Source organism: Aureibacillus halotolerans (assembly GCF_004363045.1).
In the GTDB taxonomy this organism is placed as follows: Bacteria; Bacillota; Bacilli; order Bacillales; family DSM-28697; genus Aureibacillus; species Aureibacillus halotolerans.
In genome coordinates this window covers 91434-114252 of sequence record NZ_SNYJ01000006.1, presented here as the reverse complement: position 1 = coordinate 114252, position 22819 = coordinate 91434, and the positions used below count along the sequence as shown (strand labels likewise).

The 22819-nt window shown below is 44.2% G+C and carries 20 protein-coding genes and 1 pseudogene; 14 read left to right on the top strand and 7 right to left on the bottom strand.

The genetic code is table 11. The features are described from left to right. Positions 1-50: 50 nt before the first annotated feature. On the top strand, positions 51-2918 hold the full coding sequence (locus EV213_RS09070) for an S-layer homology domain-containing protein (RefSeq protein ID WP_133580210.1): 2868 nt from the start codon (positions 51-53) through the stop codon (positions 2916-2918). Positions 2919-3021: 103 nt separating this feature from the next. On the opposite strand, the pseudogene EV213_RS09065 reads toward EV213_RS09070, so the two are convergent. Next, positions 3022-3321 (bottom strand): annotated as a pseudogene (locus tag EV213_RS09065) (ATP-binding cassette domain-containing protein); the annotation flags it as partial. Positions 3322-3575: 254 nt separating this feature from the next. Here EV213_RS09065 and EV213_RS09060 point away from each other — a divergent pair. The 7 genes from EV213_RS09060 (at position 3576) to EV213_RS09030 (ending at position 10486) form a co-directional block, all read left to right on the top strand. Next, positions 3576-4397: an NmrA family NAD(P)-binding protein gene (locus tag EV213_RS09060; protein WP_133580209.1), complete on the top strand. Its 822-nt coding sequence runs from the start codon at positions 3576-3578 to the stop codon at positions 4395-4397. A gap of 439 nt (positions 4398-4836) precedes the next feature. Next, positions 4837-6057 carry a DUF418 domain-containing protein gene (locus EV213_RS09055; protein WP_133580208.1) on the top strand — a complete coding sequence of 407 codons (1221 nt, stop codon included), beginning with the start codon at positions 4837-4839 and terminating at the stop codon, positions 6055-6057. A 121-nt stretch (positions 6058-6178) separates the two neighbouring features. Next, a complete protein-coding gene (locus EV213_RS09050; RefSeq protein ID WP_166639227.1) occupies positions 6179-7492 on the top strand; it encodes a phytoene desaturase family protein in 1314 nt (437 codons plus the stop codon). Between the two features lie 9 nt (positions 7493-7501). Further along, positions 7502-8380, top strand: a complete 879-nt coding sequence (locus EV213_RS09045) for an RNA polymerase sigma-70 factor (RefSeq protein ID WP_133580206.1) — start codon at positions 7502-7504, stop codon at positions 8378-8380. 385 nt (positions 8381-8765) lie between these two features. Next, on the top strand, positions 8766-9419 hold the full coding sequence (locus EV213_RS09040; RefSeq protein ID WP_133580205.1) for a GAP family protein: 654 nt from the start codon (positions 8766-8768) through the stop codon (positions 9417-9419). Between the two features lie 22 nt (positions 9420-9441). After that, entirely contained in the window at positions 9442-10233 is a 792-nt protein-coding gene (locus EV213_RS09035) for a MerR family transcriptional regulator (RefSeq protein ID WP_133580204.1), read from the top strand. Then, positions 10223-10486, top strand: coding sequence for a hypothetical protein (locus EV213_RS09030; RefSeq protein WP_133580203.1), 264 nt, complete (start codon positions 10223-10225; stop codon positions 10484-10486). The genes EV213_RS09035 and EV213_RS09030 overlap by 11 nt, the downstream gene beginning before the upstream one ends. Before the next feature lie 80 nt (positions 10487-10566). Here the strand turns inward: EV213_RS09030 and EV213_RS09025 are convergent, their stop codons facing one another. Then, positions 10567-11166 (bottom strand): TetR/AcrR family transcriptional regulator, encoded by a 600-nt coding sequence (locus EV213_RS09025; RefSeq protein ID WP_133580202.1) that lies wholly within the window; start codon positions 11164-11166, stop codon positions 10567-10569. Positions 11167-11170: 4 nt separating this feature from the next. Continuing rightward, the gene (locus tag EV213_RS09020) at positions 11171-11926 is read right to left on the bottom strand and encodes an alpha/beta fold hydrolase (protein ID WP_133580201.1); all 756 of its coding nucleotides are present in this window, start codon (positions 11924-11926) and stop codon (positions 11171-11173) included. Between the two features lie 378 nt (positions 11927-12304). Between EV213_RS09020 and EV213_RS09015 the strand changes: the two genes are divergently transcribed. Beyond that, a complete protein-coding gene (locus EV213_RS09015) occupies positions 12305-12913 on the top strand; it encodes a hypothetical protein (RefSeq protein ID WP_133580200.1) in 609 nt (202 codons plus the stop codon). A 246-nt stretch (positions 12914-13159) separates the two neighbouring features. Here EV213_RS09015 and EV213_RS09010 read toward each other — a convergent pair whose 3' ends face one another. Continuing rightward, the gene (locus EV213_RS09010) at positions 13160-13843 is read right to left on the bottom strand and encodes a hypothetical protein (RefSeq protein WP_133580199.1); all 684 of its coding nucleotides are present in this window, start codon (positions 13841-13843) and stop codon (positions 13160-13162) included. Between the two features lie 452 nt (positions 13844-14295). Between EV213_RS09010 and EV213_RS09005 the strand changes: the two genes are divergently transcribed. From EV213_RS09005 to EV213_RS08985, 5 genes are all read left to right on the top strand, one after another. After that, positions 14296-15717, top strand: a complete 1422-nt coding sequence (locus EV213_RS09005) for a DKNYY domain-containing protein (protein WP_133580198.1) — start codon at positions 14296-14298, stop codon at positions 15715-15717. A gap of 1702 nt (positions 15718-17419) precedes the next feature. After that, positions 17420-18127 carry an N-acetylmuramoyl-L-alanine amidase gene (locus EV213_RS09000; RefSeq protein ID WP_133580197.1) on the top strand — a complete coding sequence of 236 codons (708 nt, stop codon included), beginning with the start codon at positions 17420-17422 and terminating at the stop codon, positions 18125-18127. Positions 18128-18211: 84 nt separating this feature from the next. Then, positions 18212-19042 carry a divergent polysaccharide deacetylase family protein gene (locus EV213_RS08995; protein WP_133580196.1) on the top strand — a complete coding sequence of 277 codons (831 nt, stop codon included), beginning with the start codon at positions 18212-18214 and terminating at the stop codon, positions 19040-19042. 65 nt (positions 19043-19107) lie between these two features. After that, complete coding sequence (locus EV213_RS08990) at positions 19108-19464, top strand: DUF2200 domain-containing protein (protein WP_133580195.1); 357 nt, start codon at positions 19108-19110, stop codon at positions 19462-19464. A gap of 382 nt (positions 19465-19846) precedes the next feature. Next, entirely contained in the window at positions 19847-20182 is a 336-nt protein-coding gene (locus EV213_RS08985; RefSeq protein WP_133580194.1) for a hypothetical protein, read from the top strand. A gap of 202 nt (positions 20183-20384) precedes the next feature. Here EV213_RS08985 and EV213_RS08980 read toward each other — a convergent pair whose 3' ends face one another. From EV213_RS08980 to EV213_RS08970, 3 genes are all read right to left on the bottom strand, one after another. After that, positions 20385-20591, bottom strand: a complete 207-nt coding sequence (locus EV213_RS08980; protein WP_133580193.1) for a hypothetical protein — start codon at positions 20589-20591, stop codon at positions 20385-20387. Positions 20592-20707: 116 nt separating this feature from the next. Beyond that, positions 20708-22081 (bottom strand): sensor histidine kinase, encoded by a 1374-nt coding sequence (locus tag EV213_RS08975; protein ID WP_133580192.1) that lies wholly within the window; start codon positions 22079-22081, stop codon positions 20708-20710. Between the two features lie 11 nt (positions 22082-22092). Beyond that, on the bottom strand, positions 22093-22800 hold the full coding sequence (locus tag EV213_RS08970; RefSeq protein WP_133580191.1) for a response regulator transcription factor: 708 nt from the start codon (positions 22798-22800) through the stop codon (positions 22093-22095). Between the last annotated feature and the right edge of the window lie 19 nt (positions 22801-22819).

Here is a 22819-nt window from a genome sequence, read left to right as displayed (position 1 = left end):
GACTGGTTCACAGTCTACAGAGAAAAAAGTGGGAGAAGGGACATTTTAACATGCGTCAAAATTGGAAATTTCTCAACAATGTATTGCTCATTTCAGCGACTGTCATCGCTTTAAGCCTCATGACATTTTCCATGGCTTGGGCAAAGGAAGAAAGTGAAGCCAGTCCGTTCAATGCTCAAAATACTGCTTCTTTTGACAGGCCAGTTGCAGTAGCCATTAATGATCAAGGACACGTCCATGTCGCTGATAGTGGCAGCAATCGAATCATTGTTCTAGCACCTGACGGGAAATACGTGACGGAGTGGGGCGGCTTAGGAAGCGGTGATGGACAGTTTTCCTATCCTAGTGGAATTGCGTTTGACTCGGATGGACATGTTTATGTCGTGGACCGCGATAATCATCGCATTCAAAAATTTGATACAAGTGGGTCGTACCTTGCCGAGTGGGGATCACCTGGCAACGAGGAAGGAGAGTTCAGAAACCCATCAGGGATTACAGTATCACACAATGGTATCGTCTATGTGACGGATCGTGATAACCATCGCATCCAAAGCTTTGATTCGGATGGGAATTTTCTAGGTCAATGGGGAAGCTATGGAGATGGAGATGGGGAGTTTAATAGACCGTACGGTGTTGCCGTCGACGATGACGGGAATGTCTATACGACTGAAAGTGAAAATCACCGTGTTCAAAAATTTAGTGCTGATGGTTCGTACGTTAGCCAATGGGGAAGCCAAGGGGATGGAGACAGTCAGTTTCAATATCCTTTTAGTATTGCGATAGAGAATGTGAACAGTTATATCTATGTACCAGATGCTCAGAACCATCGTATTCAAAAGTTTGATTTAGAAGGGAACTTTTTAGCTGAATGGGGGCAGTCAGGGGACGGTAATGGTCAATTTAATTTTCCAAATGGTGTTGCCATTGATAGCGACGGCAACGTCTATGTGTCGGAAGCCAGTAACCACCAGATCCAAAAGTTCGATTCAGATGGGAATTTTCTAAACAGGTGGTCTGGAGCGGTTTCAGTGCCGGAATCGCCGCGCAATGTTACAGCAGAGCCAGGAAACGGCCAAGCGACGGTTACGTTCGATCCGCCTTTATTTGATGGTAACCAACCGATCACAAGCTACGAGGTCACGACGTATCCAGGAGAACACACGACAGTAGGAACGGAAAGCCCGATGACGGTTGGTGGTCTCACTAACGGCGAAAGCTATACGTTTACCGTAAGAGCGAGCAATTCAGCGGGGAGCAGTGCAGAGTCCTCTGCCTCTGACAGCACCATACCTTTCGCTGAAACGATGACGGTGACGCTAGATGCACAAGGTGGCTCGGTGGACTATGATGAGCTAACAAAGCAGTATGGAGCGACTTACGGGCAAGGCTCGGATGGCGTGACAGTGGAAGCTTTGCCTAATCCAAAGCGCGAAGGGTATGCGTTTAAAGGCTGGTATACTGAGCCAAATGGAGCGGGAACTGTGGTGACGAATTCCACGAAAGTAACGAGTGAGGAAGATCATACGTTGTTTGCTGATTGGACACTGCTTCACTCGGAGCCCCCGTTTCCAGATGATGAGAAAGAAGAAGGGACTGAGAAGAAAGAAAGGAAAGAACGCAAAAAGAAAGAAGAGCAGAAGGAGCAAGAAGGACCAGAAGAACCAGAGAAGTATGTGGACATTTACTTCAATGGAACGGTGGTCGACGCAGGGATTTTCTCAACTAAGGAGATGAAGGGACAACAGCAAAGCATCTTGATCATTGATGCGGGGAAGTTGGATGATTTGCTTGTAACGGCGGGGCCAGCTCCTGTTTTAGAACTATCGCTGGAGGGTTCCTTTGATACGTTTATAGGGAAATTAAACGGACACACTCTTCATCAACTAGCTACGAAACAAGGGCGCATTGAGATCCAAACCAATCATTTCACCTATGTAGTGCCGGCGGCAGCGATCAATGTCGAAGCGTTGACCTCATCACTGGAAAATTCAGCGTCACTCAATGAGGTGTCTGTGGAGATTGAAATTTCGTCGCCTTCCTCAGAAGTAATTGAAGCAATGACTAGGAGGAACGAGAAAGAAAGTCTTGAATGGATCACGCCTCCTCTGGAATACTCTGTTAGAGGAATCTACGAAAACCAAAGCCGTTTAATTACGAACTTTGACGCATATGTCGAGCATTGGGTGAACATTTCACCTCCAAAGGAAACAGGAAAATTTCTCACGGGAGCATTGATCAACGCAGATGGCAATATTCATCATGTCCCCACGAAAATAGTCTATCAAAACGGTGAGTCTTATGCTGTGCTGAGTAGCACATATGGAGGTATGTTTGCAGTTGTGTCCAGAGAGGTTGCCTTAAATGATATAGCAGGACATTGGTCAGAAGCAGCGGTTCAAGATATGGCCAATCGTGGAATCATTAGCGGTATTGGAAAGGACCAATTTGAGCCAAACAGGAATATTACCCGTGCGGAATTTGCCTCGATTCTCGTTCGAGCCTTAGGCCTGCAAGCGTCGATCGAAACAAGTTCATTTCATGATGTGAAGGAATCGTCCTGGTATAGCCAAGCCATTAAGACTGCTTATGATAATGGGTTGATCCAAGGATTTGAGGACGGGACTTTCCGACCGGCGGAGGCAATAACTCGTGAACAAGCAATGGTGATAATCGCGAAAGGCATGGAAATAACGGGTATGGAAGAATACGTATCGGAACCAATACATGAGAATGTACTTGAGCCGTTCGAAGACCAGAGAGAAGTCGCAGCGTGGGCAAGAAGAAGTGCAGCGACCAGTATACAAGCGGAATTGCTTGAGGGAAGAAGTGCGGCAATACTCGCACCGAAAGAAACGATCACAAGAGCGGAGGTTGCCGTCATGATCCAACGGTTATTAAAGAAATCTAATCTGATCTAAATGTAACATCGCAGAAGAACGTCTTTTCTGCGATGTTTGTTTCGTATGTCCAGGGCTTAACCTAAACAACGGTTAATTAACACCTTTTTATAAAGGCTTATATCTAATAAATTGCGATCGGCCCATAAGGACCAGCGATAATTTCAATCTTCGTCTCAAAAATATCTGTTAAAATGTATGGGTGCATCACTTCTTCTACTGTTCCAAGAGCGGCAATTTGTCCATGTTTCATTGCACATATTCGATCCGAATATTTGGCTGCAAAATTAATGTCATGCATTACGGTCAAAATGGTTCTTTCGAATTCATAAGCGGCATGCCTTAGATGCTCCAACATTTGAACAGAACGAGCTACATCAAGGTTGTTCAGAGGCTCGTCCAAAAGTACGTATTCCGTCTCTTGAGTACGATCTTTCTACGTCTTCCTTTATATGATTAGAAAATTTTTTTCGTTCCCATTGTCACAAATCAGTGCCTTACTATGTCATATATACAAAACATAGAATGGGGCTGAGAAAAGATGCACGATTAGACATGCGCATTTTTGGAGGCGGCCAGCAAAGACTTATTACGTTCAAAGTAATAATGGAAACATCTCCGGGCATGGCAAATTAAAAAATTGATCAGATGATTCAAAGACAATGAGGAGGAAATTGAATGACGATATTAGTTACCGGGGCAACGGGAACCGTAGGGCGGCACGTCGTGAACCAACTTATTCAAAGGGGGCAAAAGGTACGTGCCTTGACACGTAACCCGTTGAAAGCCAAACTTCCTAAAGGTGTAGAGGTTGTCAAGGGTGATTTAAGTGATCCAAGTACGTTAGCTTCTGCGCTGGCGGACGTAAGCGGCATGCATTTGATTACAACAGGCGCAGAGTATACTCCGTTACAGACGGGACCTGAAATCATTGAACTTGCCGAGAGAGCCGGGGTGCGAAGGATTAGCGTGCTATGGAATGGAGAGAAAGGCCCTTTTGAACGGGCAGTTGAGGCAAGCGGTCTGGGGTGGACGCAGCTTCAAGCCTTTGAGTTTATGGCAAATACACGAAAATGGGCGGACACTATACGTTCTGAAGGGGTCGTGAGAGATCTGTTCGGCGGATCACCAATTGCTCCTGTTCATGAGGCGGATATTGGCAGAGTCGTAGCGGTTGCGTTAACCGCGGAAGGCCATGCAGGTAAAATATACACGTTAACAGGGCCAGAAAGTTTGTCGGTTCAAGAGAAGATTCGGATCATCGGCGAGGTGATCGGACGAGACATTCAGTTTATCGAAAGCTCCGAAGAAGAAGAACGCGAACAGATGAGAAAAATGGGTGTACAGGAGGAAGCCATTGATTACGTGATCAAATGGCACCTGAATCCGCCTGCATTGGCCAGTACAGTTTTTCCGACCGTTCAGGAAGTAACGGGGCTCCCACCTTATACATTCACAGCATGGGTCGAGGAAAATGCAAATGTATTTATAAAACAATGAGCGTAGCATGCCAAGCTGCTGACTAATCTAACGCCACAATATCTGGTGGGTTACCCGATATTGCGGCGGTTTCCGAATTTGTTTTAAAAAATGACGAAAGTAACTTCTTTCCATTGACATAATGACCAAAGACAGTGGTGACACTGTTCTTTTTTTTGTACATTTAATGGGTCAGGAGGATTTTTGAAGACTTAAGTTAAGCGAGGGTTATTTATAAAACAGAATGACCAAGTACGAACGATGGTACCTATCTAGTAAAATTGGACTTCTTGTTGAATACACATCCGGAAGATGCGTTAGTGATTACCAAAGTAGAGGCACGTTCAGATGATGAAGTGATCATCCGCTTGTGTTGCTGTTTTTTATTGGGGTGATCTATTGCGAGGTAGGCGTTAATTTGGTTGAACAGAGGAAAGGTTAATGAGAGGAGATTTAAGACATGTACAATAGGAAAGAGTCGACGCTACCGACTGTCCGTGGTGACAGGATTGTGGAACTGGACATCATTCGCGGGGTCGCATTGCTAGGGATTTTGTTGGCAAATATGCCCTTGTTTTCTTACCCGTATCCTTATTTTGAACTGTTGCATGTATCTCTTTGGAACGATAGTTGGAATCGCTTCATCATGTTATTTTTGAATGTTGCCGTAGTAAACAAATTTATTACGATTTTCTCTTTTCTGTTCGGGTTAGGCTTTATCATCTTCATGGAACGGCTTAAACTGCGCGGAGAAAGACCGGTGGTGCGATATGTCAGGCGGCTGTTGTTTCTTATGCTGCTGGGCGTTCTCCACAGCACTTATATTTGGTACGGGGACATTCTACTGATCTATAGTGTATTTGGCTTTATATTGTTGTTGTTCCGCAATCGTTCTCCCAAAGTGCTTCTCAACTGTGGAGTAGCTCTACTACTCGTTTCTGCTTTACTGCTAGCCTTGCAAACATTTGCTTTCGACAACAGGTTGGCCATTGAGTTGGCACCTGCAGAGCAATTGGAGCAAGCGGCAGACCAATCAATTACCGTATACCAAACGGGTAGCTTCGCTGAGATGATCAACCAACGCTCGACGGACTCCGATATCATCTCGGTCAGCATGTTTTATACCGCTATCTTGTCTCTCGGCATGTTCTTCATTGGTGCTTATGCAGGCAAACGAGGCTACTTCCGTGAGCTCGACAAGCATAGGCAAACGGTTAAGTCAGCATGGATCTGGAGCGCGGCAATCGGCCTGCCCTTTCTTGCCATTCAGTTTGCGCTAAAATATACGATCGATAGTACCCATACAGGGCTGAATCTTGCACAAGTTCCCGCTCTACTGATCGCAAGTCCGGCGATCGCCATCTTCTATATAACTTCGCTGCTGCTTCTGCTGAGAACTGCTCTTGGGCAGCGAGTGCTCGCTCCTTTCGCGGCGGTTGGTCGTATGGCACTGACGAACTATTTGCTGCAATCCATCATTTGCATAACGATTTTTTACAGCTTTGGATTCGGCTTGTTCGCGCAAGTAAGTCCTTGGTATGGTCTTCTGTTGGCGATCGCCATCTATGGGCTCCAGCTTGTATTGAGCAATTTATGGCTGAAACGATATCCCTTTGGACCGTTAGAATGGCTGTGGCGCACGGCGACTTACGGTAAGCTCGGAGCCAACAGGAAAAGATAATTGATACAAAATGCATAATGTTTGCTAGAAGATCTTGCTTGTATATTTCTAAACTTTCTTTTGTCACAAAAAAGCACCGGCCCTCGTCATCGTAGTATCAAATCCACAAGGAGTGTGTCATTTGAAGACGTATGATATCGCGATCGTCGGCGGAGGGCTGGCAGGGCTGACTGCTTCCGTCTATTTAGCAAGAGCCGGTTTCTCTGTTGTTCTGTTAGAGAAGTCCGCGCAAATCGGCGGGCGTGCTATAACCATCAGGAAGAATGGGGTTTTATTTAATTTAGGAATTCACGCCCTTTACCAAGGCGGGGCTGCAGAGCAGGTGTTAAACGAATTGAATGTGAAGGTGGAGGGAGGAGCACCAGCCTCTAAAGCAGGCATCGTATGGAATGATCGGTTTCATGCGTTTCCTGGCAATGGCCTTTCCTTGTTAACCTCTAAACTTTTTTCTGGCGCGGCATTGATGGAGCTGGGGAAATTGATTTTTTCGTTAGGCAAAACGGATCTCAATCATTTACCGCCGATGAGCCTGCGAGAGTGGGCAGAGGAATCCATTAGCGACCCCATGGTGCGCCATTTCATCTATGCGGTTTGCCGGGCGAATTCCTTTGTGCCCGATCCGGATGCACATCTGGCTGCGCCTGGTATTAGACAGCTTCAACGCTCATTCAGAAGAAAAGCATTTTACGTTGACCATGGCTGGGGATTCATCGTAAAAGGATTGGAACAAAAGGCCATTCAGGAAGGCGTGACAGTCCTGAAGCAGCAAAATGTAAAGCAGATTGCTTTTGATGGGGTAAAACATACCATCCATGTAGCCGATGGTGAAACATTGCGTGTGAATGATGTGGTCATGGCAGCGGGATTAAGGGAAAGTTTAAGACTCTTCAAAGGAGCAGAACAAACCTCCTTAAGCCGCTGGGGGGACGATTCGCAGCCTATTTTCGCTGCTTGTCTTGATATTGCTTTGCACAAGCTGCCTAAGCCAGATTTGAACCGGAGCGCTGTGTTTTTTTTGGGTCAGCCGCTATTTTTAGTAACTCCCTCAAACTTTTCCAAAGCAAGTGACGATGGGTCAGCCATCGTGCAAGTGGTGAAGCACCTCGGTACAGATAGAGGAGAAAGCAATCCAAAGCAGGATGAAAAACAATTGGAAAAGGCACTTGACCTCATACAGCCTGGCTGGCGTAGTGAGGTGGCAGCCCGCCAATTTTTGCCGCGTATGACAGTGGTCCATGGCTTTAACTCGGTCAACACACCTTCCAAAGCGATCGGCCCGGCGGTTCCAGAAATTCCAGGTCTTTATGTGGCAGGCGATTGGGTCGGACATGGAGAACTGTTAGCAGATACCGCATTTGCAAGTGGAAAACGGGCAGCGGAAGCGATTATACTGCGTCACGAACATGAGAGTAAAAGCAGGTCAAAAACTATATGAATGAAGAGGATGGGGGAATATGCGATTAGCACAGTAAAAGCATACACAGAATGGAAGCCGATGCTGACTGGGCTGGCGTATCGTATGCTCGGCAGTATGATGGATGCAGAAGATATTGTTCAGGACGTCTTTATCTCTTGGGAAAAGACACCACAGGAGCACGTCCGACATCCCAAATCATATTTATGCAGAATGGTGACAAACCGTTGTCTTGATTATTTAAAATCAGCGGCATATCGACGTGAACAATATATTGGTGAATGGCTGCCTGAACCCATCATTACAAATCATAACGCAGAAACCGATCCTTCCGATGCGTTTGTAGCTAAAGAATCGCTCACAACGGCCTATCTTATACTTTTACAGCAGCTCTCAGTAACGGAACGGATGGTCTTTCTTCTTCGTGAAGTGCTGCGCTATGATTACGATGATATTGCGGACATTGTGGATAAAAGCAGCGTCAATTGTCGGCAAATTTTTCGCAGGGCAAAACGGAGCCTGGGAGATATTCCTGAACAGCCGTTGACGCTGTCATCCAAACAGCAAGCGCTGGTGGAACAATTCACCCAAGCGTTACAATCCGAAAATACCGATCAGCTCCTGGACTTACTGTCACCGGAAGCCATTGTGTATTTTGATGCCGGTGGTAAAGCGCTCGCACCTCTTCGTCCCATTTTTGGCCCCGAGCGGATCAGCCGTCTCTTTGCGGGCATTGTGTCTGATGCTCCCCCTGATTATCGGTTTGCACTTTGTGAAGTGAATGGTCAACCTGGTGCGATTGCCTATACGGGAACTCAGGTGTTTGCTGCCATTTCGTTTCAATACTGCGGTAATTACATTGAAGCAATTTATATTGTTATGAATCCGGAGAAGCTACAGCGTCTTTAGCTCGTTCCCCTTCCGAGCATCTAGCGCAGCGTAATGTCGTGTGGTCCTTAGTCTATTTAAAGACGAAAAGTCTACGCTACGCTGTCCTTTCCTATGTTTTTGTGAACATTGGGATTTTGCCGGTCCTTACTTTTCTTAACATCTATGTTCCTTAACATATAACACGCTACATCTGTGCCCACAAACCCGCAATCCATGCAAGACTAGGATTTGCGGGTATATGTTTGCTGTGATCTGGCGTCTCTGCTTGAAGCGCGTCCAAAATATTCTCCAAAGTAGGTTGCTTTTCAGAATGTGGGACTGCTTGAATCAATAAAGCCATTGACTTTGACGCTAACGTATATGTTTGAATAAGGTTGTAGTGCTTTTTGAAAGGAGGCAAACAATGTGGGTCACGGTGGCGGGTTTAGCCTTGTTAGATAGTCTAAGTTTTGCTTCAATTGTTATGACATTAGTTATGCTTTTATCATCTTCTTACTCGCCGCTTCGAATGATGACGTACTTGCTGACGGTTTCATTTTTTTATTTTATTCTAGGCACCCTTCTTAATCTAGGGTTCGATTCCCTGCTTCAATCCCAGTTTTCTGAATGGAGGTCATCCTCAATAATGCCTTACATCCAAGTCACTTCTGGGATCGCTTTGATTCTACTGAGTATTTGGCTAGATAAGAAACCTAGGAAATCTTCTTCAAAGATAAGCAGATTCAAACCTAAAAATACATTTGCTTCCATGGTAAAGTTGGGGTTCTTGGTAGCACTTATTGAGTCGATGACGATGCTTCCATTTCTATCTTTTGTAGGGATTGTCACAGCGAGTGAACTGACTTTCTTTGAATGGGGCCCACAACTGGCAGCCTATGTGCTTATAATGATTGCACCTCCTACGATTCTGGTAGCTCTAAAAACGCTTATCGGGACAAAGGTCGATTCATTATTAGTGCAAATCAACCGTAAAATCGCTCCTTTTGTGAATGGAGCTGTGAGTACAGTGGCGTGCATTGCCGGACTTTATTTAATTGCCGACGTGATCGCCAAGTAAGAAAAAAGAAAGGAGAAAACGCATGATTTATTCCATAGGCGAACTGATCAATAGAATTAAGATTAGCAGGAGAACACTCCATTATTATGATGAAATCGGCTTACTGAAACCAACAATATCAAGAGAAAATGGGTACCGTTATTATGATGAAAGTGCCGTCCTGAAACTGCAGACAATCCTTTCACTGAAATCAATGGATTTTTCTCTTGATGAGATCAAAGAATTGTTTGATACAACTCCGGAGACGTCCGATACGCCAGATGACCCTTGGATGCCGTTGCTACAAATGCAAATTGACCAGGCCACTAGGAAAATTGACGATTTGAAGAGAAAGCAATTCATTCTCAGAAGCGTTAGCCATACGTTGGTGATGTCGGGAAAGAGGGTAGATGAAGACATTTTTCAATTGATGAAAAAAATTGAAAGTCCTCATTTTGTGGAGGGAGAAATACCTGCGACATTTCCTAAAGAAGTATTTTCCGACGACGAAATCAGAGTGCTTGAGCGTCTTCCTTTAATCGGGAGTGAGGATCCTCGCGTTGCAGAGACCATTCATTTAATCAAGCAGACGCGATCGGCAATGCACAAGGGGATAGAACAGGCCGAAGAAGATCGTTTAGCTCATCTCTGGGCAAATTGCATTTCAAAGTGGTTTGACGGTGATTTGGCATTACAAAATAAATATTTTACCTTTATTGATTCTGCCAGCAAGGAGAAGCCGATCGTCTTCGGGCTTGATGATGAAGTCATTCGATTTATCGATCAATTGATGAATACCACACAACAGAGAGAGGAATCTGAACATGAATCTTGAACAGGAATTCGGAAATCGTGAAGACTTTAAGAAGCATTTGACTCTGTTTATCGTTGCCCATATTATCGTCAATATATGGTTGCGCATGGACGTAGACTTTCTGTCCGGTCTAAAGGAATCAATTACCCAAGGGAGGATATGGTATTACCATGAACAAACTGGCCTATTTATCACGGTGATATGGTTCCTTTTTTTAGCAGTGCAAGGGGTTTACACAGGGTTAAAAAGAAAGCGAAAAGAAGTGGAAAGATAAGCTTAAATTGTTCCCATTACACATTTGGCAAGTTGCTATCCTTAGGGTTTAAGAAGCTTTTTGGAAAAGGGGACTATAGTTTACAACATGTCATTCACATTACAAAACTGTTCGATGATCTGTTTTTTCATATGTGTTACCGGGTAACTATTGGGGTAAGCCGTCAGCATGAACATCATGCCATGGAGCGTTGAAGAAAAATATAGCGATTGCATACGTGGATGGGGTACTCCCATAGCCATAAAAATATCACATTGCAGTTCGAATTGCTGAGCCATGGCGTCATTCAGTAGCTGACTTTGCTTGAATAAGACCAAGTCTTCTTTTGGTTGTGTTTGGAGGTGCAAATAGAAGCGGTACACTTCGGGATTACGCTTCACGCCGTTAAGTGCTCCGTCCACGATGTACCTCAATTGCTCAGAAGGAGGGTCAAGTGTTGTAGCCGAACGCATGACTTCATCAATCTCGTCAATTCGGTGCTGTACCATGGTTGCGAGCAGAGCTTCTTTCCCTTTGTAATAATTGTAAAGCAAGCCTTTGGAAACTCTGGCCTTGTTCGCAATATCGTCAATCGAAGCGTCATGATAGCCACGCTCGATGAATATATCCATTGCAGCGGTACGGATTTTCTCACTCGTTTCCTGACGAATGCGATCATTTTCTTCTCGGGTACGTGGCATGTTCTTATTCTCCTTGAATGAATGTTTGAATGTGACGAGACACTTCTGCAGCGTGGGTCAACGTAAGATAGTGATCTCCGCCTTCAATTTCCACAAATTGAACCGAGGGAATTCGTTTAAACTCTTCAGCAATTTTAAGCATATCTGGCCATTCAACTGTACCATAAATGAAAAGTGTATCCGGTTTTATCTCCTCTAACCTCTCAATAGCAGGGGGGTCTGGCCAAATGACTTTGAAGCTTTTCCATTCCGTAAAGACGCGGGTCATGTATTGCGTTGCCATTTCACGAACAAAATCTCGGTATTTGCTGGTCATCGTGACACGATAATTCAGTCCAGCCAAGGACAAGTCAACCAGCTTGGGGATATCCGGAGCTGCGGCATTTACCGAAGCCATCCAATCTGTGAATTCATTAGAAAATTGAAATCCGGTTAAAGCGGGGCAAATGACGACAAGACGTTCGACCATGGAAGGGTAAGCGAGGGTGAAATCCGTGACAGCTTGTCCTCCCATAGAATGTCCAACGAGCGTCACGCGTTCCAGCCCTAAATGTTTAAGCAGGTTGTACAAATCTTCAACTAAGCTAGTGGGGGATTGAGGAGCTGGAGAATGACCGCATCCTCGGCAGTCGAAGGTAATCACTTTCCTAGATTTCGCTAGTATCGGGACGATTTCTTGCCACTCCCTTGAGTCAACCCCTGGACTGTGTACCATCACGATCGGAGAGCCGTCACCTTGAATGTCATAAGAAAGATCCATGAATTTTCCTCCTAATAGGTTAATCAACGAAATATCTGTTCATTATTTCCTTTGATTTCTTTCAACTATTTCTATGTCAAAAAGAGCAAATGCGGACAGATGAGAATGAATTTATTTTTCTTAATTATAGTTTAAGACTGAACGTACAGTCAATAAAAAATCACAATTGTAGTCTTGGCTTAAAGTTTGAAGAAACACGGTAACCGCTTTTTGAAGAGAAAAATATTGTCTGCTGTTGCAGTTGTGATTAAACTATACTTATAGTTTTGGTCTGATTGTATAGTGTAGAACGGACTTATCACCGAATATGGATAGTCCTGAACAGGGTTTTCTGTATCACTTGAGCCTGACCATTTAGGAGGTATTCACATGAATGAGTTGAAACCGTATCAGGATTGGATGGAAAAATGGCTCGATAACCACTTTGATACACCGCACCGAGAGTTTCTCATGTCCCATCCTGCCAAGACGGACGAGGACGATTTCGGTGTGCCGGTCGACATGCAGGACGGCGAAGAAGATGAGGAGGGATGGGTTCGGTGGAAAATGATTCCCTCAACTGTAACTGTTGCACAGATTCGGGAACTTGAACGTGCCCATGGGCTTCCCGTAACAGTTCCTCCACTGTATGCTGCCTATTTTACGACACGTTTTGTGATGAGTGTGACATTGAGATATAACCATTTCGGTATTGAACTGCCCGGGGTGCCTTCAGCCCACCCGCTCCGAGATGTGCATGCCTTATGGGAAAACGGGAAATCATTGATTCGAGAAAGTTATATTCCCTTCGCTACTTATGAGGACGGCGCTGGTCCGATATGCTGGGATATGCTTCAGCCACGGGAAGACGGAGATTATCCCGTCGTTTGGTTCGACCACGAAGCGCTTACCGAAGGAGAGCGCATCCGCCGCTCTGTCCTGGAGACTCTGGCGCAGCCGCTATTCCCTGGGTTCCAGGAGATGTTGAGCTCTGCTGGCAGTGCGTAACAGGGAATTAATGTTTTGATCATAGGTGGTGCGGTTACATAAAGACCGCTATTTTTTCGGTGTTTCCTATTTGAGATACTATGGTTAGCAAGTAAATGTCCATAAAAAAACTGTGGATTATTCGGAGAGAATGCGTCAATACCAATATCTCAATGCACAAGCAATAGAGAGTGACAAAATAAGGTGATTCAGCTTTGCGAAACATTGTAAAAGTTGGTTTTACTCACAATGTATAATCATCTAACACTATAAGTTTTTTTCCTTTTTGTATGCTTGGATTTCTCTTTCATATTCATTCAATAAGCGCGTATGGTAATCAGCTTCATCTTTTTTTCGTGGATATTTCTTTTCTAATTCTGGCATAACTTGCTGCCAGACATAGTTATTTTTAAAATTGTCATACTCCCAATCATACATAAATTCTTCAAAGGTTAAGGAGAGATGATCCGCTACTTTTTGTGTGAATGTAATGACTTCATTCTCTTCATTGCCTTGAGTAATGAACGCCATTTCTTCTCGTATATAGGCATTAATCCTCTCTTCGTCGTGTACGTCGACTCCGTACACGTCCTCAGCAAACTGGAACGTTAGCTTTCTTTCATCGTACGCTTTTTTCGCTTCCGCTAATAAATCATCTTCATCAATCGTTGAATATTGGCCCATCATCTGACCCATAGACAACCTGATCACCCATTTTCTAAGCTCTTCATCAGGTGAATGTAAAGGTTTGGTCGTTTTCCCTAACACCTCATCAGCATCTTCAATAGCGTTTTCCACAATCTCACCTACATCGAAATCTTCGTAGCTCTGTTGCTTTACATGTACAACTTCATCTTCGTTTGCGTCAGCAAATCCACAGCCACTTAGAATGCCAATGAATGCTAAACCGATAATCATGATGAGGATATAGTTTGTTTTGATTTTCTTCAAGCAAGCACCTCCAGTTTGTTTTGTCTAAAGAAGTGTACTGATCGTAAATACTTTATGTTCGTTCATTTGCATTTCTAAGAATTGAGAAAATTTGAAGTCTACCCCCCTACAGTACCATTGATCATAAGTGCTATCAAATACAGTGCTGACATTCTCTATACCGTTTAGTAGTGATCTCGGTGTCCTGCAAGAAATGGGGTCCTTCAATGGTGGAATTGCGAAAGTGTTTAGTGATATTCGGTTGGTTATGGTGTATCTGAAAGCGGGTCAAACACGGAGCTCTCCGCTAATGATGACACATAGACCAAGCACTGACTTTTTCGGATGCAGGTATACGTTACTCTAGGATTGTCATGCTTTATTAAGAGGTAAGGTGAGGATACCTTTACTCATGAGTATAGTATAATTTGGGAAGATCGCTTTAAAATAGATTAGGAAAGAGTGGTTATGTCATGGGAGAGTCTTTTTTCATCCATAAAGATAGTGTCGTCTTGAAGAAAGAAGATAATGAAGAGCTTTTTCCTATTAAAGGCGGTATTGTCCCGGACAGCTTCGGGGTTATTTATGTATATAAGCGTGGTTGGCTGCAATTTGCTTATTTAAAAGATCGCAAAGGCGTCTGGTGGTTTAATGGAGCTAAGAATAAAGTCAGCTTTGTCACCACGGAAGTTGATGGTTTTCGAGTACTTGACGATGATTACGGCCTCGACAGCAATCATCTTTATCTTGAGGACAAGCTCGTTCCAGGTTCGGCCCCTACCAGCTTTGAACTTCTTCAGGATTCTCCTTATTTTGCCCGCGACAAGAACTTCCTTTATGTGAAGAGCAGCAATCATTTTCATGTCTTCGATGATGTTGATGTCACCACACTGGTGGCTTTTAACGCCTATTGTACGGATAAGGATCATCTATTTCATCATTACGATGCTCTTAGTTATGCCAATGAAAGCAAGGGAGAGGTCGTGGATTGGCTACGCGAGAATCAGCCAGAATTACGGGGATGGTGGCACCCGAAATACGAGAAGTCAGCAGACGGTGCAGACCAAGTTGCTTTCGAGTGGTATAAAACCGAAAAGGAGATCTTTTATCGCACTGAGGCAGGCGTTAAAGCTCGTAAGAATCTACGGTCTGTGTACAATCTGGTGCGGAATGCGGATGTGGCGACTTTCGAGCCATTGGATGAGAATTTTTCACGAGACAGCAGGGCGGTCTATTATCAATGGCGTATGATTAAAGGGGCCGATCCGAAGACATTTAAGACGCTTGGCGGTCGGTTTGGTCGAGATACTAGCAAGATCTATTACAACGGTTATTGCGTCGACAGGGCGGATCCCGACAGCTTTTTCCCTTACTTGAGTACCCATTATCTTGGAATCGCTAAGGACAAAGACCATGTATACAGAAATCAGTATACCCGCACAAGTTTGCCGTTCGGTCATCCGGACAATATTCTCCAACCAATCAAAGGTGCAGAAGCGGCCAGCTTTGAATTATTGACGGAGTCAGGAAGTTGGGCTGTCGACGCCGGCAGAGTGTATTTATGGGGAAGTCATGCGAAGAAAATGGATCGTTTAAGCTTTGAACACTTACACGAAGACAGTCCACAAAGCTGGGCGAAAGATCGAACTGGTCTCTATAATGCCAATGGTCGCCGTACTGTCAAGGGGATTGATGGACGGAGCTTCGTAATGCTGAATAGCTATTGGGGCAAAGACAATACATCCGTCTTTTGTTTCGTCACGGGAAGCATACAGAAAACTGCGGATGCCGAAACGTTTAAGGTGACGGATGATGTCGGAGGGGCAGAAGATGCCACATACCAATATGCCATCGTATCTGGGTCTGTCAAAAAAACAAAAAGAAAAAGGGGCTAAATAAATTTAATTTCCTGTTTTTGCTGCCGAGATCGACATAGTCATTTGCTTCTGCACGGAATTATGTAAGTGTAAAATATACTAAAGAACAATCTTCAGTGCATAATAACCTTTATTCAATTCCAACTTATCAGGAAGAATCAACGCGTTATCTCTCAATTTAGATGGCGCGTTTTTTGCATGAGTTAAGTCAGGTGCAACTAGTGCCCCCTCAGATAGAGTAGATTTTATTTTATTCAGGATGAGTTATGGTTCTTGTTTTCGCAAAAGTTAACAGTTGGAAATCATTTTCTCTAGGCAAACGGCTATACATTCGCCTTCACCCTAAAGGGTACAAGTGCAACATTGACTCGAGAAGACCTCGTCGTGTTTTCTTTTCACCCTACGGGCACAAGTGCAACATCGACTCGAAAAGACCTCGTCGTGTTTTCTTTGCCGCTGGAGTCTCTCTAGTAGCCGCTTTTGGTTTATTATACAGAACGAATGAAATGAGAAAGATCTTTTTTGGTTTCATTTTCAACAGTTACCACAACTTTCGTGTAAAAGGCACTAGGAGATCTACCTTGAAACAGTGCACTGACTTGCCTGATTTGGCTGCTACTCGGCTTTTTACTTTCTATACGAGACCGAGCCACAATAAACTATGAACGCAGAAACAAACATCAGCGTAGTCCACATACGTAGACTCTAGTGGGATCAGCGCGAGCTGAAGATCCCCTCGGAAAGCCTGCTTTCCGAGGAAGCTGAAGCCGTGCCCCACAGAAAGCGAAGTATGTTGACGCAGCGGTCGTCATTCCCGTGCACCGTAGCGCATCTTCAACTCGAAAAGACCTCGTCGTATTTTCATTGTTGCTGGAGTCTCGCTAATCGTCGCTTTTGGTTTATGCTAAAGGGCGAATCAAATGAAACTGACCTTTTATGGTTTCACTTCATTCCTTTACCAAACGACATTCGTGTAAAAGGCACCAAGTGATCTACCTTGAAACATTGCACTTACTTTGCTTATTTGGTTGCAACAGAGCTTTTTACCCACTATACGAGACCGAGCCACCATAAAACAATGGACGCAGAAACAAACATCAGCGTAGTCCACATACGTAGACTCTAGTGGGATCAGCGCGAGCTGAAGATCCCCTAGGAAAGCCTGCTTTTTCGAGGAAGCTGAAGCCGTGCCCCACAGAAAGCGAAGTATGTTGACGCAGCGGTCGTCATTCCCGTGCACCTTAGCGCATCTTAACCTCGAAAAGATCTCGTCGTGTTTTCTTTGCTGCTGGCGTCTCACTAGTTACCGCTTTTGGTTTTTGTAAAGAACGAAAGAAATGAGATAGACCTTGTTGGTTCAATTTCGACCATAACCAGCTAAGGTAGTGGAAAGGGCACTAGCATCCGGTGAACCTGGTGTTTGCAATGGTTGCCTTCAACCGTTATTGAAATAAAACAATCTAAACAATTAGCTGGATTAAGAATCCTTTCCTTCACTTCTTTTTAAATCGGAACTTTGTTTTTGTCATGCTTGACCAACTTAGAAGCGGGTACCCATTCTAAATCCTCTTTCATTAAACTTAGGTCAGCCCCGAAGACAAGATAGTGTGGGGTGATTTCCCACGAATAAAACAGATCGTAGTGAAACAACTTAACAATAAAAAGGCGATATTGATCTCCTGAATTGGAGTGTTTACTTTGGCCAGTGAGGTGCTTTGAGATGGGAAAATCCTTTGAATGGGGACAGCAATTACGTCTTATTCGCCTTGTTTTGATTGCCGTAATTTTAGGGAGTAGTTCCACGAATGTTATGGCGTATGATTCACCGGTGGAAAGTCCATTACCCTCCTTCCAAGTATTAATTGATGTTGGGCACGGTGGCATTGATGGGGGCGCTGTATATGGTGAGTTGATTGAAAAAGACATTAACCTTTCTATTGCGAAAAAATTGTATGATCAGCTGAATAGTCAAGGGATTTCTGCAATCGTAAACCGAAATACAGATTATGCGCTGAGTGAGGATAATCGCTGGTTCCCAAGTCGCTCACGTCATAAGCGTGATTTAATTCAGCGGATGCAATTGTCAAATGAAATTTCTACCGATTTGTTTATCAGTCTCCATGTGAATGCCACTAAAAATAGCACCAGACGCGGGCCTTTAGTTCTTCACCAAAGCAATGAGCTAAGCGCCTACCTTGCTCAAAGCATACAAATTGAACTAAATCAGCAACAAGGATCAGCGAGGCTTCCTAAGGTTGGAAAGACGTATTATTTATTAAATCGGATTAAGCAGCCCGCCGTTATTGTGGAAATGGGATTTATCACAAATGCTAAAGATCGTACGATGTTAACAGATCCCAAGGAGCAAGTAAAAATTGCTTCAGCAATCACCGAAGGTATCAAACATTTTCTACTCATTGGAGAATGATCATTCATTCTTCGTGGGTCTTTGGATGTTCATAATAGTATCCGTTTTAAGTAAAATACACAGTTTGGTTGAGGAGATGAAGGCATGTCGGTCACCTTTAGGATGATTTTGTCGTTCTGTATGCTCCTTTCTCCTGGTCTTAATGAGGCATCAGCTCAGATGGTAAGTAATGAGATTTCCTCTGCAATGTCCGGTAGAATACCCGATGAGCAATCGACAAAGAAAATTTCCATCGTCATTGATGATTTTGGCAACAGGATGGTAGGAACGGAAGCCATCTTAGCTCTGCCAATTCCGTTGACTGTCGCGGTGATGCCCTTTCTTCGATCTAGTAAAGAGGATGCAGAAGGAGCACACCGTCGTGGGCACGAAGTCATTATTCATATGCCGATGGAACCAAACTATGGCAAAAAGGAGTGGTTGGGTCCAGGGGCACTTACAACTGATTTAGACGATGCAGAGATTCGCAAACGGGTTGAGGCTGCAATTGCCAACATTCCACATGCGGTTGGGATGAACAATCATATGGGGTCCAAGGTCACTGCCGATCGGCGCATCATGGCGATTGTTATGGAGGTGTGCAGGGAGCACGGGTTATTTTATCTGGACAGTCGGACGACGTACAAATCCGTTATCCCAGAGGTCGCAGCTGCCTATCATGTTCCGGTACTGAGTAACAAGCTCTTCTTAGATGATCGTTACACTCAGGGACATATTCAAGGACAACTGGGACTGTTAATGCAGCACTTGCAAGAAGATCAAGACGTGATTGCCATTGGGCATGTCGGGCCTTCTGGGAAAAATGTTGCATCTACTTTACGCCAATGGTCGTCCGAGGTGAAGAATAAAGCTGATTTTGTGACAGCATCCCAGCTCATTTCCCCAGAGGAACGAGAATTACAGATACTGCCGTAGGAATCCCTTTTTCAGCTTCGCGCTTATTTTGGTATACTAAAAAAAACAGGCAGTGAGGGAGTATCATGACCAAACATAGAATTTACACAACAAGTTTCGCCAGTGTCTATCCCCATTATGTGACGAAGGCAGAGAAAAAAGGACGCACAAAAGCAGAGGTTGATGAAATCATTCGCTGGTTGACAGGGTATCGTCAGGAAGAGGTAGAAGCCTTACTAGAATTAAAGACCGATTTTGAGACCTTTTTTGCGGAATCGCCCCAACTGAACCCTTCACGTACGTTGATCAAGGGTGTGGTTTGCGGCGTCCGTGTGGAGGACATTGAAGAGCCTACAATGCAGGAAATTCGCTATTTGGATAAGTTGATTGACGAATTGGCAAAGGGAAAAGCAATGGAGAAGATTTTACGGAAAGCATTGTGAATTCTCTAACCAATCGATACATAAGGATGCAAAGTCTAATGATAGAAGGGAATGGAATTTAATCTCTGAAGGTGAGCGTAAGTGAGTTATAAAATAAGAATGGCGATTATGCGGAGAAACCAACTACGTTTTTGTTGTGGAGGTTCAGCAAAATCGGAAAAATGGTGGCTGATAAACAGCTCGTGACCTGGGTAAGCTCACACCGAGTGTTATCGTAGTGCTTTAAAAAGCCATGATTTGCAGATTTTTTTTGAGCAGGGAAGGTTAAAGAAACGACCAAAATGACAATTTCATTCCGGTCCCGACAAACTATAGTTTGTTATAATTGGTAGTGACGTAATGTGTGCTATACTTCATAATAAACCATCGGGAGGATGAAGAAATGTCCACGGATGATATGTTGCATATGATTTTGCAAGCGGTGCGCGAGCAAGGCGAAGAGTTGAAAAAATTTAAAGATGAAGTCAACGTCCGTTTCGATCGCATTGAAACCCGTTTGGACGCGGTTGAAGGTCGACTGGATGCTGTAGAAAATCGATTAGAGGCGGTTGAAGGTCGACTGGATGCTGTGGAAAATCGATTAAAGGCGGTTGAAGGTCGTCTTTACGCTGTGGAAACGGCTGTTGGCGAGACGCGGAATGACATCGGATATTTCAGTAAGAAAATTGGGGAACATGATTTAGAATTTGACCGGATGAATCGCAAGCTCCAAGCTTAATATGGTTTCTATGTACTGCCAGGGTGTTACAGGACCTTGGCTTTTTTAGGTCCGTCCACGTCGCGTTTTTCAAGGGAAAGCCAAGATCTGACAATAGGATAAAATAGCAGTCCATCATTTTTATCTGATAAATGTAGAACGTCAGCACAAAAATACTCCCTGTACGGTTGAATTTTCAACCTTACGGGGAGCTGTTGATTCATCATGCATAAATTTTATCCAATAGAAGGAGGAGAGAACTGCCTGCATAAAGAATAACAGCAAGCCAAGTGACCATGTAGATGAGAACGTCGCCTCTAGACGGCTTTCTTTCCTTTTTCTTTCGGTGGTAGTTCAAAATGACAAAATATCCGCAGAGTAGTAACATCGTTGAGCCGGCAAGGCTGGCTTGTTCAAGTATAGAAGACATGAAACTTCCTCCTACAGTTAAATTAGCAGATGCGTTTTGACGAGTACACGTTTGTATGTAACGCCATAAAATTCCTTAGACATCTAACTCCGAGCTTAACAAAGCCTTGCTCTGCCCTAAAAGCTGATCTTCACGATGGTTCCTTTACCGGTTTGGCTGACCAGTTCGAGCGTCATCCCATGGGCTTCGATAATATCGCGAGAAATGGCCATGCCTAGCCCGGTCCCGTGGCTATTATTTGTATCCGTACCGCGATAATAACGGTCAAAAATCTGTTCAAGTTCTCCAGCTGGAATCCCTTTTCCGTTGTCCTCGATAAATAGGGCATCAGTTTGGATAGTGACAGCAACGGTTGTATCGTCCTCATTGTGAATGAGGGCATTGCAGATAAGGTTAAGAAGCGCTCTCTTCATTAAATGCTGGTCAATAGAAAGTTCAAGGTCTTGAGCTTCACTCTTAAAGGAGATGTTGCGCCCTTCAAACTGCGGATCATTCAACAGGTCGATGACCAATTCTTTGATAAAAGCTTCAACTGGTGTTTTCGCCAACTGCAACGGCAATTCCTTGTTCCGCAACCGCATCGTCAGCGTGAAGTCGTCGAGCAGTTCCTTCATGTAAATGGACTGTCTCTCAATGACCTCGGCGTAATCCAGACGCTCCTCCGCTGTAACCTCCGCACTTCGCAGCAATTCAGCATATCCCCGAACTGAGGCAAGCGGTGTTTTTAAATCATGAGAGGCATTGCTGATCCATTCATTGCGCATTTTTTCCAATTTCATTCGTTCGCTTTCGTTCTTACTCAGTGTCTCCGATACATCATTTAAGTTGGAGAAAACAGATTTGAAAAGCCCAGGCTTTTTTGGCTGCTGTGAATGAAAGTTTTGTTGTTTGAGCTGGGAGATTCGCTCGATCATCGTGTTGACCGGTTTTGTCAAAATCGTGCTGAAGAGAAGTCCGATCACCCCGGCAATCACTAAATCAACAATGATGATGATTAAAAGAAATTCGGAAGCATAAGAGAGAAATGAGGGAGCATCGATCATAAAGACAACGCGTCGTTCCTCTGCATCCGGCAACCCCACAATATAACTAAAGTCTTCATATTCTCCAAGAAAATATGTATTAAGTTCATCGTCCATATATTTGTATTTATGTACAATCTCCATTGCCGAGTAATGGGTTGAAGCAGTAGCCGGCGCCTGGTAAGACGACACGACATTTCCGTTTCCGTCAAGAATTTGCAACCATGCGTCATACGCTTCCAATGCCTGCTTTCCATTTTGCGAAACGAATGGTTCCCCGTTGTTCATCGATAAATATTGGGTGAACTCTCGCGTGAACGTTTCTGCCGAGTCACTTGTCACCCCGTCCATTGCCCTCGAACGCTCGGAATACCACATGCTAATCAAAATGATGGTGTTGACGATAAAAACGATGAGTATGATGCTAATGATTGAGAACAAATAACTCCCTGTTAGCTTCCATTTCATTGTGAAATCACCTATTTCCCCTGAAATCGGTAGCCTAGACCTTTGACGGTCGTAATGTATTTGGGGGTGGAAGGCGAATCCTCAATTTTTTCCCTTAATCTTCTAATATGCACAAGCAATGTGTTATCTCCGCCAAAAAAGTCTTCATCCCATACACTTTGAAAGAGCGTTTCCTTGCTTAAAATACGGTTGGGGTTCCTCATAAAACAAGCCATAATACCAACTTCTTTTGCCGTTAATTTCAACCCCTCGCCATTTTTTGTTACCTCGGTTTCCTCACTGTTGATGGAGAAGGGGCCGACGGTCGTCGTACGTTGATTTGCTGAGGCGTCACCTTCATTGGAAGACAAGCCCGCTCGCCTAAGTTGTGCTTTGACACGATAGGCGACTTCTTTAGGACTGAACGGTTTCGTAATGTAATCATCACCACCGAGTGCGAGTCCCAGTATCTTATCTGCTTCATCATCCTTTGCAGAAAGAAATAAAATTGGAATGCTCGATACGTCGCGAATCATTTTGCAGAGATCGTAGCCATCTCCGTCAGGTAGCATAATGTCAACAATCGCTAAATCGGGAGAAAATCGCTGAAACTGCTCCCAACCTTCCTTCACACTGCCCGCAGTCTCCACATTTTCAATTCCTTCTTTATGTAAGGCTGCTGCCATTAACTTGCATAGATCGTTTTCGTCATCTACGACTAGAATGCGTGGCTGTGCCATCGTCATCATCCTTTCAAGC